Below are 14,315 nucleotides of genomic sequence, written 5' to 3'. Positions count from 1 at the left end.
GATCAAGGCATGGCATAACGCGCCCGATGAAACTGATCGGCCAATTTGACAGCCCCTTCGTTCGCCGGGTCGGGATCGCCCTGAAGCTTTACGGGGCGGCGTTTGATCACATGCCCTATTCCAGTTTTGGTGAGTGGGAGAAGTTCGCGCAGCACAATCCGCTGCGCCGCGTGCCCGCGCTGGTTCTGGAAACTGGTGAGGCGCTGATCGATAGCGCGGCCATCCTCGATCACCTCGACCAGACCCATGAAGGGGACGGCGCCCTGATCGCCGCATCCGGGCCGCTGCGCCGTGCCGCGCTGCGCCGGATCGCGCTGCGCCGGATCGCGCTAGCTTGCGGCACGGCCGATAAGGCAGTCAGCTTTTTCTACGCCAGGCTGTTTGCGCCCAGGCTCGATCCAATATTCGTCGAACGCAGCGAGGGCCAGATCCTGGCCGGCCTGGCTGCGCTGGAGCAGGAATGTGCCGCGCGCCAAGGGCCGTGGTGGCATGGCAGCAGCCCCGGACACGACGATATTGCGGTTGCCTGCGTCGGACGCTTCCTGTCCGAAGCCTATCCCAAGCTGGTTAGCCTGACCGACTATCCCGCGCTGGCGGCACACTGCGGCGCAGCAGAAGCCCTGCCAGCGTTCAAAGCGGTCAGCCAGTCCTTCATCCCGCCGCGCTAAATCACCTTGATCACCAGCGCGCCGTCGCCTTCGTCAATCTTCACTGTGCTGCCATCGGGCACTTCCCCGGCCAGCAGCTTTTCGGCCAGCGGATCCTGCAAGTGGCGCTGCACCGCGCGCTTCAGTGGGCGGGCACCATAGACCGGATCATAGCCAACCCGGCCCAGCCAGCGCTTGGCCGCGTCGCTTAGATCGAGAACAATCTTGCGGTCTTTCAGCAAGCCCGCCACCCGGCCAACCTGAATCTCGACAATCGGGGCCATGTGTTCCTCACCCAGCCGGTGGAACAGGATGATCTCATCCAGCCGGTTCAGGAATTCCGGGCGGAAATGCCCGCGCACGATCTCCATCACTTGGGGCTCGGCGCTCTCAACATCCTGCCCTTCTTCCAGATTGGCCAGATACTGGCTGCCCAGATTGCTGGTCAGGATGATCAGCGTATTGGTGAAATCAACCTGCCGGCCCTGCCCATCGGTCAGGCGGCCATCGTCCAGCACTTGCAGCAGCACGTTGAACACATCGGGGTGGGCTTTTTCAACCTCGTCAAACAAGACCACCTGATAGGGCCGGCGCCGCACAGCCTCGGTCAGCACTCCGCCTTCGTCATATCCGACGTAGCCCGGAGGTGCGCCGATCAGCCGGCTGACCGAATGCTTTTCCATGAATTCGCTCATGTCGATCCGGACCATCGCGGCGTCATCGTCAAACAGGAAGGCGGCCAGCGCCTTGGTAAGCTCGGTCTTGCCAACCCCGGTCGGCCCCAAAAACAGGAAGCTGCCCAGCGGCCGATTGGGATCCTGCAAACCGGCCCGGGCCCGGCGGACCGCCTTGGATACGGCCACCACCGCATCGTGTTGGCCGATCACCCGGCCGCCGATCACCTGCTCCATCTTGAGCAGCTTTTCGCGCTCGCCCTCCATCATTTTGTCAACCGGCACCCCGGTCCACTTCGATACGACCGAGGCGATGTCTTCTGCGGTCACTTCTTCACGCAGCAGCGCGTTTTCGGAAACACCCTGTGCTTCGGCCAGCTGCTTTTCAAGCGCGGGTATCGTGCCATAGGAAAGCTCTCCGGCCTTGGCCAGATCGCCAGCCCGCTGGGCCTGTTCCAGTTCGATCCGAACCGCATCAAGCGCTTCCTTGATCTTGCCCTCGGCCGCGATCTTGTCGCGCTCGCCCTGCCAGCGCACCGTCAGCGCGGCGCTCTGCTCCTCAAGCCCGGCCAGTTCCTCCCGCAGCACCTCAAGCCGGTCCTTGCTGGCCTGATCGGTCTCTTTGGCCAGGGCCATTTCCTCGATCTTGAGCTGGATGATCCGCCGGTCGAGCACTTCGATCTCTTCGGGCTTGCTTTCCACCTCCATCCGGATCCGGCTGGCCGCTTCGTCCATCAGGTCGATCGCCTTGTCGGGCAGGAACCGATCAGAAATATAGCGGTTGGAAAGCGTCGCGGCCGCAACAATCGCGCTATCGGTGATCCGCACCCCGTGGTGCAGTTCATAGCGATCCTTCAGCCCGCGCAGAATGCTGATCGTATCTTCAACCGTGGGCTCGCCCACGAACACCGGCTGGAACCGCCGCTGCAATGCCGGGTCCTTTTCAACGTGCTTCTGGTATTCATCCAGCGTGGTTGCGCCGATGCAGTGCAGTTCGCCGCGGGCCAGCGCCGGCTTCAGCAAATTGGAGGCATCCATCGCCCCCTCACCCTTGCCGGCCCCGATCAGGGTGTGCATTTCATCGATAAACAGGATGATTTCGCCCTCAGCGCCTTTCACCTCGTCAAGCACGGCCTTCAGCCGCTCCTCAAACTCTCCGCGATACTTCGCACCCGCAATCAGGCTGCCCATATCAAGGCTCATCAGGCGGCGACCCTTGAGGCTGTCGGGCACATCGCCATTGGCAATCCGCAGCGCCAGGCCTTCGGCAATCGCAGTTTTGCCCACGCCGGGTTCACCGATCAAGGCCGGGTTGTTCTTGGTTCGCCGCGCCAGGATCTGCACGGTCCGGCGAATTTCCTCATCGCGCCCGATCACCGGATCCAGCTTGCCATCGCGCGCCGCCTGGGTCAGATCGCGGGCGTATTTCTTCATCGCTTCATAGGCATTTTCAGCACTGGCGTTGTCTGCTGTGCGTCCACCGGTCAATTCCTGGATCGCACTTTCCAGCGCCTTCACATCAACCCCGGCCGCCTTAAGCGCTTGCCCCGCCGGATTGGTTGCAACCATCGCCAGCGCCTGAAGCATGCGCTGCACCGAAACATAGCTATCGCCGGCCTTGGCAGAGAGTTGCTCAGCCTGATCAAGCACCCGGACCGCATCATTTTCCAGCCCCGGCGCAGCCTGCGCGCCGCTGCCCGATACGGCCGGAATCTTGGCCAGTGCCTCGTCAACCTTGTCCTGCGCGGTCCGGACATTGCCACCCGCGCGCTGGATCAGCCCGGCGGCCATGCCCTCGTTATCTTCCAGCAGCGCTTTCAGGATATGTTCGGGGGTGATCCGCTGATGGCTCATCCGCACGGCAACGGTCTGTGCCGATTGCAGAAATCCCTTGGCGCGATCCGTGAATTTTTCGAGGTTCATGGGTGTATCAGCCTTCTGTTACACCTCAAGGTAGTGTTGCGCTTCGGCCACACAAGGGGTGCTAGGCAAATTTCATTCCGGCAAACTGATACAGCCTATCCGCGACAGCGATTGATCAAGCGCGAATGGGGCTTTCGCATGGGCCGGACGATGCTGGGTCTTGCTGGGCCGCGATGGCACCGTGCCTGGTGCCAAGAGCCACAGTTTGATTTCCAACTAGGCAGGGGTCGGACATTTCCCTGCAATCCGGCTCTTATCTGCGCAGTCCTTTGCTGAAATCATTTCTTTTCAACGAACTTGCCGGCAATCTCGCCATCGTTGAACATGTCGGTATGGATGTTGAAATAGGCGTTGCCCGATCTCAGGGCTGAGGTGAAATCGGCAAAACTGCGGGCTGAATTCACAAGGGCAGCATTGTCGGCATAGCCGATGTCTTTTGCGCGCAAACGCAGCCCGCGCGCGGTGTTGCTGTAGGCCTCGCCAAACGGGAATGCCATGATCAGCACAGCATCGCCATCGGGCGAATAAAGATGGATGTGTGTCGGCCCGACCGGAGCCGCAACCAGCCGGTCCCACAAGGCATCGCTGTTCAATCCCGTGACATCAAGATCAATGTCCACGGTCTGCCGGTCGGGATGCAGGATCAGCACAGCATGTCCGGTCGCGAGGGAACCGGTTATATCGGGAAAGGCGTTCCCCGAAAGCTCGGCTTCAAATCGGGCAACCGTTTCCCCTGGTGCCGCTGTGGATTGTGCTGTGCCTGCCAGCAACAGGGTTGCGATGGCAGTGGTAAGCCAGCGGATTGCAATCATATCGATCTCCCCAATGGTTGCTAACTTATCAGCAACGAACAACAACGCCATGGCGTTCATCGATAACTTGGCACACTCTTTATGCCCCTGCTTATGCTGTTCGTCGATCCGGGGGCTATCGCTTTACCGCCGGGCGGTTAAGCTGGGGCACTGTAAGACCTGCCAATTCGGGAACCAATTCCATGCGCCGTTTGCTGCCTGCCTCGCTTCTTGTGCTTGCCCTGAATGCTTGCACCGCCGCATCTTCGGCGCCCAGCGCTGCGCCAATGGCGGTGCCAGTTGCTGCGCAAGGCCCAGTGGCCAAACCCGCGCCGCTGGCCGATCTGGTTGGGGCGGTTGATATCCCGTTTGAACAGTTCACCTTGCCCAACGGGCTGACCACGATCGTCCACACCGATCGGAAAAGCCCGATTGTGGGGGTGACGATCTATTACCGGATCGGATCGAAGAGCGAGCCCAAGGGCCGGACCGGATTTGCCCATCTGTTTGAACACCTGATGTTCGGCGGCAGCGAAAATGTGCCCAATTTCGATATTCCGTTGGAAGGGGCCGGATCCACATCAACCAACGGATCAACCTGGTTTGATCGCACCAATTACGTCGAAACCGTGCCAACCGGCGCGCTTGATCTTGCGCTGATGATGGAAAGCGACCGGATGGGGCATCTGCTGGGCGCAGTCACCCAGGACAAGCTCGATAAACAGCGCAGCGTTGTCCAGAATGAAAAGCGCCAGGGCGATAACGAACCCTATGGTTTGGCCGATTACACCATCACCGAAGGTCTGTTTCCGGTTGGCCACCCCTATCGCCATTCTACCATCGGCTCGATGGCCGATCTGGATGCCGCCACCCTGGCCAATGTGCGCCAGTGGTTTACGGATAACTATGGGCCCAACAATGTGGTGCTGGTGCTTTCGGGCGATATTGATGCCGCCACCGCCCGGCCCAAGGTGGAACGCTGGTTTGGTGCCATCGCGCGCGGCCCCGAAGTGCGCAAGGTAGCGGCCGGGCCGGTCACACTGGCGGCCCCGGTCCGGCGGACGATGGCCGATCAGGTGCCGCAAGTGAAGCTTTACCGCGCATGGTCGGGACCGGGGTTGAACCACCCCGATGCGGCGGCGCTGGCGATGGGAATGGACGTGCTTGGCGGCCTTGCCAGCTCGCGGCTGGACAATGCGCTGGTCCGCGGCAAACAGCTGGCAACGCGGGTTTCGGCCTCTGTCCAGCAGTTCGAACAGGTCAGCGTTATTCAGGTTGAAATGGATGTGAAGGACGGCGTCAGCCAGGCCGAAGCCGAAACGGCGCTGGATGCAGAGATCGCCCGGCTGACCAGCGAAGGCCCCAATGCCGATGAACTGCAGCGCGCCGCAACCAGTGCAGTTTCCAGCCAGATCGCCGCCCTTGAGCAAGTTGGCGGCTTTTCCGGCAAGGGCGCAACATTGGCCGAAGGACTGCTCTATTCGGGCAATCCGGCGCAATACAGCAGCGATCTTCAGGCGATCGCGGCCCTGACCCCGCAGGCGGTTCACGCCGCCTTGCAACGCTGGATCACCCGCCCGGTCTTTGCCCTTACAGTGGTTCCGGGCAAACGCACCGAGCGCGGCGAAGCGATGGGCGGCTGGGGCGACGAGGGAAGTTCGCCCGCGCCGGCGCCCGATCCCAAACACCCCGCGCCAAAGCTGATAGCCGGGCCCGGCCGCGCTATGCCGGCGGTTGATCCGGTTTCTGATCTGACCTTCCCGGCGATTGAGCGAACCACGCTTTCCAATGGAATTCCGGTGGTGTTGGCGCGCCGCCGGGCGGTTCCCAGCGCGGTTGTTACGCTAAGTTTTGATGCCGGGGTTGCTGCCGATGCACAGGACGCACCGGGCACCCAATCGCTGATGCTTGATCTGCTTGATGAAGGCACCCAAAGCATGGACGCAACCCAGATCGCCGAAGCGCAGGAACGGCTTGGCGCCAGTATATCGGCCGGGGCCGGGCTGGATACATCATCGGTGACGCTGTTTTCGCTAACCCCAAATCTGGCACCATCGCTGGGGCTGATGGCCGAAATGGTGCGCCATCCGGCCTTCCGCAGCGATGATGTGGCGCGGGCCCGCGATCAGCGGCTGGCCGATATCGACCAGGCATCAAGCAGCCCCAGCGGGCTGGCCGCACGAACCATCGCGCCGCTGCTGTTCGGGGCCGGTCATCCCTATGGCCAGCCAGGCGACGGACTGGGCAACAAGGCCGCCGTTATCGCGCTGGGGGCCGATCAGATGCGCGCCGCCCACACCAAATGGCTGCGCCCCGATGCCATGACGGTAACCGTGGTTGGCGATGTCAGCATGGAACAGCTGAAGCCGATGCTTGAGGTCGCGTTTGGCGGCTGGACACCGCCGGCCAGCGCCCGTCCGGTCAAACCGATCAGCGATCCTGCACCGCTGGCGGATGAACGGATCGTGCTGATCGATCGCCCCGGTTCGCCCCAATCGGTGATCGTGGCCGGCAAAGTCTTGCCGATTACTGGCCGCACCCAGGGCCTTGAAGCGCTGGATCTGGCCAACGAAGTACTGGGCAATGGCTTCCTTAGCCGGCTCAATCTTGATCTGCGTGAGGACAAGGGCTGGTCTTACGGCGTCCGCAGCAGGATCCGCAGCCCGCTGGGCGCCCGCAGCCTGACCGTGACTGCGCCGGTGCAAAGCGACCGGACCGGCGATTCGATCGCGCTGATCCGCGCCCAGATGCAGGCTTTCCCTTCTGCGCGCGGGGTTGAACCGGTAGAGCTGATGCGGGTAACCGATGGCAACATCCGCGGGCTGCCCAATGAATATGAAACCAATTTTCAGGTGCTGGGCGCGATCCTTTCGAACGCGCTGCTGGGCCGGGCCGATGATTATCAGGCAACCTTGCCCGGACGCTACCGGGCTATCGATGCTGCTGCAATCAACAGCTACGCCGGGCAGTTCCTGCAACCCCAGGGACTGATTTTCGTGGTGGTGGGCGATCGCAAACTGGTGGAGCCGCAGCTTAGAAAGCTTGGCCTGCGAATTGAAATTGCGCCGACATCGTAATTTTGGCCGGTTGACTCAGCGCCCGCAAGGCGCAAGTTAGGGCGTTACTTACCCCACTGTAAGCTGAGGAGAATGCAAGATGTCCCTGTCCGGCACTTATGAATGCGTGACCAAGACCCCGATGGGCGATCAGAAGAGCGATATGACCATCACCGTTGATGGCGATAGCTTCACCGGCACCAACGCCGGGGCGCAAGGCTCGCTTGAAATGGAAAACGGCAAGGTTGATGGCAACACGATCACCTGGTCGATGAACATGACGGTGCCGATGCCGATGAAGCTGGAAGGCGAAGCCACCATCGATGGCGATACCCTGACCGGCGGTGTCAAGGCTGGCGCATTCGGCACGTTCCCGATCAGCGGAACCCGCAAGGCCTAAGCCTGCGCGAGCGTTGAATTGCACGAAGGGCGCCGGGAGCAATCCCGGCGCCCTTTTTCTCAATGAAAATCTGATGGATTTTACACTTGCCATCACTTTCACTTTAGATAGAAGTTGCAATGCTTTCCAAACAACGACGCGGGAATAAATATGAGTCGTAAATTTGTATCTGTGCTTGTAGCTTTTGCGATGATCGCATCAAACACTGTAGCAGCTCCGGCTATTGCTGGCGGCCCACCGAAGACGATCTCAACAAGCCTAATGAACGGACAACAAAGCCGAACCGTGCAAATTCTGGTTGCGCAGAATGAAATTAAGGCAAACATCAACGACTCCAATCTAGGGCTCGGATTCGCGGTATTCGGCGGTCTGCTCGGCGGTTTGGTTGGCGGAGTTATTCAAGCCTCGCAGAATTCTTCTCGATCGAAGAAGGCCGAAGCATTGATCTCACCAATTCGCGAAAGTTTGGTCGGATTTGACACTGATGTTTTGGCTAAGAGCACTGCCGAAGGTAGCCTCAGCAAAGTTCTTTGGTTGTCCGGCACTCAATCATCTTTTGGACGAGACAGTTCGCCATCTGGGAAAGTTGCCATCCTTGATGCGGCGCAGACAGATCAAGTGGTGTTTGTTGAATACACCTATGACATGTCGCCAAATTTTGACAGCGTTCGGGTCGGTGTCAGCATACAGATTGCCAATCGCGCCAACCCTTCGGCCAAGCCGGGGACCAAATTCAAGCCCGAAGATCGCATTAAGCCCAAGAACCTGGCCTATGCCCAAAACATGATTGCAATAGTGACGCTGCCCAAGTCCGATCCCAAGAAGAAGGAATTGAATGCGGCGGCTTGGGCGGCAAACAATGGTGAGCTTGTGCGCCGAGCGCTCACACAAGCATTTGGCCGAGCCGGTGAATTGCTGCCGCGCACTATGGCGCTTACCGATGCGGATATCAAAGGCTTCAACGACAAGAAGAACCCCAAGCGGAGCTATCTCAATCTGTCTGGACGGTTGGTTTCAGACTATGGAAACGGCTATCTGTTCTGGGCGAAGCAGTTCGTCTTGGTTGAATCGTTGAAATGAAACTAGCGCGAAGCGCTGCGGCGGGCTTGGGGTTGGTTGCGTCGGGGTGTGCTTACGCCCCGGCACCGATTACCGTAAATAGCAGCGCCAGCACATCTACCTTTGCCGAAGCGCAAACCTCGCCGGCCAGTCCGCTCCAGAGTGTGTGCGTCGTGCAGATCCTTGAGGTGACCGATACGCGGCTCGATCCGGATACTATTGGGATCATCTTCGACAAAGCTATAAAGGCTCCTAAGGATCGAACCGCTTGGCTACGAGGAATGATTGCATCGCTGGAATCGCGAGGCATCGATGTGGTGTTCCCGGATGAAATCGCGACATCCACTCCCTTAGTCAGCATCAGAATCCATTTCGACAAAGCTTGGTTGATGGACAACTATGACGCTGTCGTGTCGAGTGTCTTGTTCCGCGTGGTTGAACCGAAGGCTGATGGCACGGTTTCGCAAGTGCAATTCACCGGCAAGGACCGGGCCAGCACCATTCTAAAACTGGGTGCCGGTCAAGCAAACAGCGCATTGGATTCTGCGCTAACGCAAGCGCTCGATTCAATGGCGCTGCATCTAAAAGGGCGGTGCGCGGGGAAATTGGCCCGACGGGTCTAATCCAATCTTTGCTTCAGCACCGCATTAACCAGCCCCGGATTGCCCTTGCCTTGCATGGCCTTCATCGTTTGCCCCACGAAGAAACCGAACAGGTTTTCCTTGCCGCCTTTGTATTCGGCAACCTTGTCAGCATTGGCGGCGAGGATGGCATCGACGGCGGCTTCGATTGCGCCGGTATCGCTGGTCTGTTTGTTGGCTTCGATCTCTGCGGCCAGATCGGTATCGCCGATCAAGTAGGCTTCGAACAATTCCTTGGCCTTGCTGCCAGAGATCTGCCCGCTGTCAGTTGCCACCACGATCGCGGTGTTGGCTTCCAGCGTGTTCCTGGGGTGATCGGCAGACAACGAATGGGCGTTCAGAATGCCGGGGCGTTCTGACAAGAGCCAGTTGGCGACGCGCTTGGCCATATCGGCTTCGCCCTTGCCCGCGCCCTGGGCCGCAGAAGTCAGCAGCGCCTCAAACTGGCGCGATACTTCGACATCCGCAGTCAGCACCGCAGCATTATAGGGCGTGAGCCCCATCGCGCCTTCATAGCGGTGGCGTTTGGCATCGGGCAGTTCGGGCAAGCTGGCCTGGCACTCGTCCAGAAACGCCTGGTCCAGTTCCAGCGGCAGCAGATCGGGATCGGGGAAGTAGCGGTAATCGTGCGCATCTTCCTTGCTGCGCATGCTGCGCGTTTCATTGCGATCAGGATCGTAGAGCCGGGTTTCCTGCACCACGGTGCCGCCATCCTCGATCAGATCGACCTGGCGGCGTGCTTCTGATTCAACCACCGCCATCACGAACCGGACCGAATTGACGTTCTTGGTTTCGGTGCGGGTGCCAAACACATCGCCCGGTTTGCGCACCGATACGTTGACATCGGCTCGCATTGAGCCCTGATCCATGTTGCCATCGCAACTGCCAACATAGCGCAGAATCTGGCGCAGCTTGGCGACATAAGCCCCAGCCTCTTGTGGCGAGCGCATATCGGGGCGGCTGACAATTTCCATCAAGGCCACGCCCGATCGGTTAAGATCGACATAGGACATCGTCGGGTGCTGATCGTGCATCAGCTTGCCGGCGTCCTGCTCAACGTGGATCCGCTCAATCCCGATGATCTTGGTCGAGCCCTCGGGGTCCTTCTCGTCCAGCACCACCTCAAGCTCACCCTCGCCCACGATCGGGTGATAGAGCTGGCTGATCTGATAGCCCTGCGGCAGATCGGCGTAGAAGTAGTTCTTCCGATCAAACCGCGACCACGGATTGATCTTGGCATTCAGCGCCATGCCCGTGCGCACCGCCTGACGGATGCATTCGCGATTGGGCACCGGCAGCATGCCGGGCATCGCGGCATCGACCAGGCTGACCTGCGTGTTCGGCTCTGCCCCGAATGCGGTGGCGGCGCCTGAGAAAAGTTTGGACTGGCTGGAAACCTGCGCATGAACTTCAAGGCCGATAACGACCTCCCATTCACCGGTAGTGCCCTGGATACGATAATTGCTCATATGCTCCTGCCGATAGGGCTGAATGCCGCACAAGAAAAGGGGTTAGAAACGCGCGGCATAACGCCGCGACCATTGCCGGGCCGGTTCTTCGATCCAGACATGCGCCAGATGCGCCGCCAGCAGCATTGCGGCGACTATCCCCAGCTGCACCAAGGTTGATGGCAAAGGCGCCAGGATGATGCGCTTTACCGGGACCATATCATCCCACGACCAATCGGCCATCGGCATACCGCTGTAGCGGCTTAGCAGCACCAGCGCATCAATCGCCCGGCCCTTGACCATCGCGTGGACCATGTAGAGCGCATAGGACACTTGCCCCAGCCAGACCCAGGGCCCGGTGCACAGCACACGGCTGATCGCACCTTGCTGACGCGCGAAAACCAGCACCACCAGCGCCGATGGTACAATCACCGCCAGGGTTGGGAATTGCGGCGGATAGGCGATTGCCACAAACAGGCAGCCCAGCGCAGCGCCTTCAAGCAAGCCTGGCTGCGCCAGCCTGGCCTGGCCCAGGCGCAAATGCGCGTACCAACAGGCCATACCCAGCGCAAAACCGGTCAACCCGCGCTGGATCGCATAGCTTGCCAGCGGCGCCTGCCAGCCTTGCAGCATCGCAAACAGCCCCAGCAGCGCCAGCACACCAAACAGCGCGGGCCCCACGCGGCGATAGCGCAGCGCCAGCGCGGCCAGTGCATAGAGCAGGATCTCAACCGAAATAGTCCAGCTGGCGCGGCTGTAGTAATTGGTCCAATTGGGGATCCAGCCATCGATCAGGAACAGCGCGGTAATGAAGTGGAGCGGATCGTGCAGCCCGCTGAACGGCGCGCTGGCAGACAGCCCATGGCTGCCCACCACCAGCGAAAGCAATTCCAGGCTCAGCCCGGCAAAAACCATGAAAAGATGCAGCGGCCAAACCCGCCCCAGCCGCAGCACGGCGTATTTCAGCAGCGAAAAACCTTCGGCCAGCCGCTCACCATAGACCCCGGTGATCACGAAGCCCGATAGCACGAAGAAAAAATCGACGAACGATCCGCCATTGACGAACAGTGCCCAGCTGGCCGGGCCGCTGGTGGCCTGGATATGATGGACCGCCACCCCCAACGCCGCAATCCCGCGCAGCGAATCGAGCGCGGTGAAGCGGTTGGCGGGCTGGATCGCCGTCATCCCCGACCCCGGCCACGCAGCCAGCGCTGCCCCCAACGCATTGCCGGACGTTCAATCAGCATGGTAAGCAGCCCGGCCAGCACAAAGGCCATGCCCAGCCCCGCCACCTTGGCCAGCGGATTGCCATCGATCACGCCCTGCCTCAGCCAGTGCTGCATCGCCCGCAAGACCGGAATGTGCGCGAGATAGAGCGTGTAGGACAGATGACCCAGCAGCTGGAACGGAGGAGCGGCAAACAGTGTGCCGCCATTGCGCCCGGCCAGGATGCAGAGACTTGCCACAAAGGGCAGCGCAATCGCGCTTGCCGGGATCTGCATTGCCAGCGCCATGATCAGGCCCAGCGCAGCAAACAGCGGAACCAACGGCCAGGTCAGGCTGAGATTGGCGCGATAAAGCAGATGCCCGGCGGCGAGCCCGCAGGCCGCACGCAGCAGATACAAACGCTCACCCTCCGCCACTCCGGTATCGGCGATGCCCAGTGCCAGCAGCGCGATCACCAGCAAGGGCCGCACCATCCGGTCAGGCACCCTCACCGGCACCAGCACCGCCAGCACCGGCAGATAGATTTCCCAACACACGCTCCAGGCCGGGGAATTGACCGGATCGTTGCCGGTCATCGGCATGGCCATGGCCAGTTCCGCCGGGTGCCAGCCATCAGGCACCGAAAGCAGCGTCAGCGCGGTGGTGACATAGAACACCGGGGCGAGCCGGATGAACCGCTTGATCGCGAAGTCAGCCTTGCTGACCCCGCCGCGCACCGCATAGGTCAGCACATAGCCGCTCAGCAGGAAGAACACGTCAACCGCCAGTTCAAAGCGGAAGCCTGGCCAGCCGAGCGTGCGCGCGGCAAAGCTGTTGAATCCGAAATGCAGCAGCACCACCGACAGCGCCAGCACGCCGCGCAGGCCATCAAGATCCCGGAAATGCTGCGAGCCCGGCTGCACAGCCGGAACCGTCGCAGCCGGTACTACCACCACCGCTCAGGCTTGGCACTGAACCCGGCGCGCTGTTCTATCGCCAGCCCGGCATTGAGCACGCCTTGTTCGTCAAACGCCCGCCCGATGATCTGCAGGCCCAGCGGCAAGCCTTCGCGGTTTAGCCCGGCCGGGACTGACATAGCCGGAAGGCCGGCCAGCGAGGCGGGCACCGCAAACACATCATTCAGATACATCGCCAGCGGATCCTCGCTCTTTTCGCCAAGGCCAAAGGCGGCGGTCGGCGCGGTTGGGGCAAGGATCACATCGCAGCGGGTGAAGGCGTTCCTGAAATCCTGCGCGATCAGCGTGCGGACCTTTTGGGCCTGGGTGTAATAGGCATCATAGAAGCCCGCGCTGAGCACATAGGTGCCGATCATGATCCGGCGTTTGACTTCTGCCCCGAACCCGGCGGCGCGGGTGGCGGCGTACATATCCTGCAATCCGGCCCCATCGGGCAAATCGCGCAGGCCATAACGCACCCCATCATACCGGGCGAGGTTGCTGGAGGCTTCGGCCGGCGCGATGATGTAGTAAGCTGGCAGCGCATACTTGGTGTGCGGCAGGCTGATCTCAACGATCTCAGCCCCGGCGTCCTTCAGCCAGGCGATACCCTGTTCCCAGCTGGCCGCCACATCGGCGTCCATTCCGTCCATCCGATATTCGGCCGGAACGCCAACCTTTTTGCCGGTCAGGTCACCCGAAAGTGCGGCTTCCCAATCGGGGACCGGCAGATCAAGGCTGGTCGCATCCTTGGGATCGAAGCCTGCCATCGCTTCAAGCATGATCGCGCAATCGCGCACATCGCGCGCCATCGGCCCGGCCTGATCGAGGCTGCTGGCGAAGGCGACAATCCCCCAGCGGCTGCAACGGCCATAGGTGGGCTTGATTCCCGAAATGCCGGTGAAGGCCGCAGGCTGCCGGATCGAGCCGCCGGTATCGGTGCCGGTTGCGGCCGGGGCAAGCCGCGCGGCAACCGCCGTGCTGCTGCCGCCCGAGCTTCCGCCCGGCGCCAGCGCCGCCCAATTCTTTCTGTCAAGATCTGGGCCGCCATCCTTGCGCCGCCACGGGCTGATCACATTGCCGAAATATGAGGTTTCGTTCGACGATCCCATCGCGAATTGATCGAGGTTAAGCTTGCCCAGCATCCCCGCGCCGGCATCCCACAGGTTCTGCGAAACGGTCGATTCGTATTCGGGCACGAACCCTTCCAGAATGTGGCTGGCCGCAGTGGTTTGCACGCCTTTGGTGGCGAACAGATCCTTCATGCCGATCGGCACGCCGCCCATCTTGCCCAGCGGCTGGCCGCCCGCGCGCTTGGCGTCGGTTGCCTTGGCGGCTTCGATCGCCAGTTCAGGCGTGGCAACGATAAAGGCGTTAAGCGCGGATGCAGCGGCAACATTGGCATTGAATGCCGCGGCCACTTCCACCGCTGTGAAATCACCTTTGACCACGCCATCGCGGATCGCGGCCACGCCCAGGTTGGTAAGGTCGGTCATGACTTCTCCCCTCCCGCT

At 61.0% G+C, this 14,315-nt stretch carries 11 protein-coding genes; 5 read left to right on the top strand and 6 right to left on the bottom strand.

Going from position 1 to position 14,315, the window contains the following annotated elements; translation table 11 throughout:
• Positions 1–26: 26 nt before the first annotated feature.
• The gene (locus ABL914_RS03795) at positions 27–668 is read left to right on the top strand and encodes a glutathione S-transferase family protein (protein WP_391561828.1); all 642 of its coding nucleotides are present in this window, start codon (positions 27–29) and stop codon (positions 666–668) included.
• On the opposite strand, the gene clpB is transcribed toward ABL914_RS03795, so the two are convergent.
• Positions 665–3,244, bottom strand: coding sequence for an ATP-dependent chaperone ClpB (clpB, locus tag ABL914_RS03790; protein WP_391561827.1), 2,580 nt, complete (start codon positions 3,242–3,244; stop codon positions 665–667). The two genes, ABL914_RS03795 and clpB, sit on opposite strands and share 4 nt — an antisense overlap.
• Before the next feature lie 278 nt (positions 3,245–3,522).
• The gene (locus ABL914_RS03785; protein WP_391561826.1) at positions 3,523–4,056 is read right to left on the bottom strand and encodes a CHRD domain-containing protein; all 534 of its coding nucleotides are present in this window, start codon (positions 4,054–4,056) and stop codon (positions 3,523–3,525) included.
• Between the two features lie 266 nt (positions 4,057–4,322).
• Between ABL914_RS03785 and ABL914_RS03780 the strand changes: the two genes are divergently transcribed.
• The 4 genes from ABL914_RS03780 (at position 4,323) to ABL914_RS03765 (ending at position 9,173) form a co-directional block, all read left to right on the top strand.
• Positions 4,323–7,112 (top strand): M16 family metallopeptidase, encoded by a 2,790-nt coding sequence (locus ABL914_RS03780; RefSeq protein ID WP_391561825.1) that lies wholly within the window; start codon positions 4,323–4,325, stop codon positions 7,110–7,112.
• Between the two features lie 79 nt (positions 7,113–7,191).
• Positions 7,192–7,491, top strand: coding sequence for a hypothetical protein (locus ABL914_RS03775; RefSeq protein WP_391561824.1), 300 nt, complete (start codon positions 7,192–7,194; stop codon positions 7,489–7,491).
• A gap of 150 nt (positions 7,492–7,641) precedes the next feature.
• The gene (locus ABL914_RS03770; protein ID WP_391561823.1) at positions 7,642–8,571 is read left to right on the top strand and encodes a hypothetical protein; all 930 of its coding nucleotides are present in this window, start codon (positions 7,642–7,644) and stop codon (positions 8,569–8,571) included.
• On the top strand, positions 8,568–9,173 hold the full coding sequence (locus ABL914_RS03765; RefSeq protein ID WP_391561822.1) for a hypothetical protein: 606 nt from the start codon (positions 8,568–8,570) through the stop codon (positions 9,171–9,173). The genes ABL914_RS03770 and ABL914_RS03765 overlap by 4 nt, the downstream gene beginning before the upstream one ends.
• Here ABL914_RS03765 and gatB read toward each other — a convergent pair.
• From gatB to gatA, 4 genes are read right to left on the bottom strand one after another with little or no spacing between them, the layout of a single operon-like run.
• Positions 9,170–10,660 (bottom strand): Asp-tRNA(Asn)/Glu-tRNA(Gln) amidotransferase subunit GatB, encoded by a 1,491-nt coding sequence (gene gatB, locus ABL914_RS03760; protein ID WP_391561821.1) that lies wholly within the window; start codon positions 10,658–10,660, stop codon positions 9,170–9,172. The genes ABL914_RS03765 and gatB overlap by 4 nt on opposite strands.
• 42 nt (positions 10,661–10,702) lie before the next feature.
• Entirely contained in the window at positions 10,703–11,824 is a 1,122-nt protein-coding gene (locus tag ABL914_RS03755; protein WP_391561820.1) for an acyltransferase family protein, read from the bottom strand.
• The gene (locus ABL914_RS03750) at positions 11,821–12,801 is read right to left on the bottom strand and encodes an acyltransferase family protein (RefSeq protein WP_391561819.1); all 981 of its coding nucleotides are present in this window, start codon (positions 12,799–12,801) and stop codon (positions 11,821–11,823) included. The genes ABL914_RS03755 and ABL914_RS03750 overlap by 4 nt, the downstream gene beginning before the upstream one ends.
• Complete coding sequence (gatA, locus tag ABL914_RS03745) at positions 12,792–14,297, bottom strand: Asp-tRNA(Asn)/Glu-tRNA(Gln) amidotransferase subunit GatA (RefSeq protein ID WP_391561818.1); 1,506 nt, start codon at positions 14,295–14,297, stop codon at positions 12,792–12,794. Before gatA ends, ABL914_RS03750 begins: the two co-directional genes overlap by 10 nt.
• Positions 14,298–14,315 lie beyond the last annotated feature (18 nt).

The sequence above is a fragment of the Novosphingobium sp. genome (genome assembly GCF_040079535.1).
In the GTDB taxonomy this organism is placed as follows: domain Bacteria; phylum Pseudomonadota; class Alphaproteobacteria; order Sphingomonadales; family Sphingomonadaceae; genus Novosphingobium.
This window is presented reverse-complemented; position numbering and strand designations above follow the sequence as displayed.

Coding starts and splice junctions, on each gene's coding strand:
- ABL914_RS03795 (WP_391561828.1), top strand. CDS start 27: ATGAAACTGATCGGCCAATTTGACAGCCCCTTCGTTCGCCGGGTCGGG.
- clpB (WP_391561827.1), bottom strand. CDS start 3,244: ATGAACCTCGAAAAATTCACGGATCGCGCCAAGGGATTTCTGCAATCG.
- ABL914_RS03785 (WP_391561826.1), bottom strand. CDS start 4,056: ATGATTGCAATCCGCTGGCTTACCACTGCCATCGCAACCCTGTTGCTG.
- ABL914_RS03780 (WP_391561825.1), top strand. CDS start 4,323: ATGGCGGTGCCAGTTGCTGCGCAAGGCCCAGTGGCCAAACCCGCGCCG.
- ABL914_RS03775 (WP_391561824.1), top strand. CDS start 7,192: ATGTCCCTGTCCGGCACTTATGAATGCGTGACCAAGACCCCGATGGGC.
- ABL914_RS03770 (WP_391561823.1), top strand. CDS start 7,642: ATGAGTCGTAAATTTGTATCTGTGCTTGTAGCTTTTGCGATGATCGCA.
- ABL914_RS03765 (WP_391561822.1), top strand. CDS start 8,568: ATGAAACTAGCGCGAAGCGCTGCGGCGGGCTTGGGGTTGGTTGCGTCG.
- gatB (WP_391561821.1), bottom strand. CDS start 10,660: ATGAGCAATTATCGTATCCAGGGCACTACCGGTGAATGGGAGGTCGTT.
- ABL914_RS03755 (WP_391561820.1), bottom strand. CDS start 11,824: ATGACGGCGATCCAGCCCGCCAACCGCTTCACCGCGCTCGATTCGCTG.
- gatA (WP_391561818.1), bottom strand. CDS start 14,297: ATGACCGACCTTACCAACCTGGGCGTGGCCGCGATCCGCGATGGCGTG.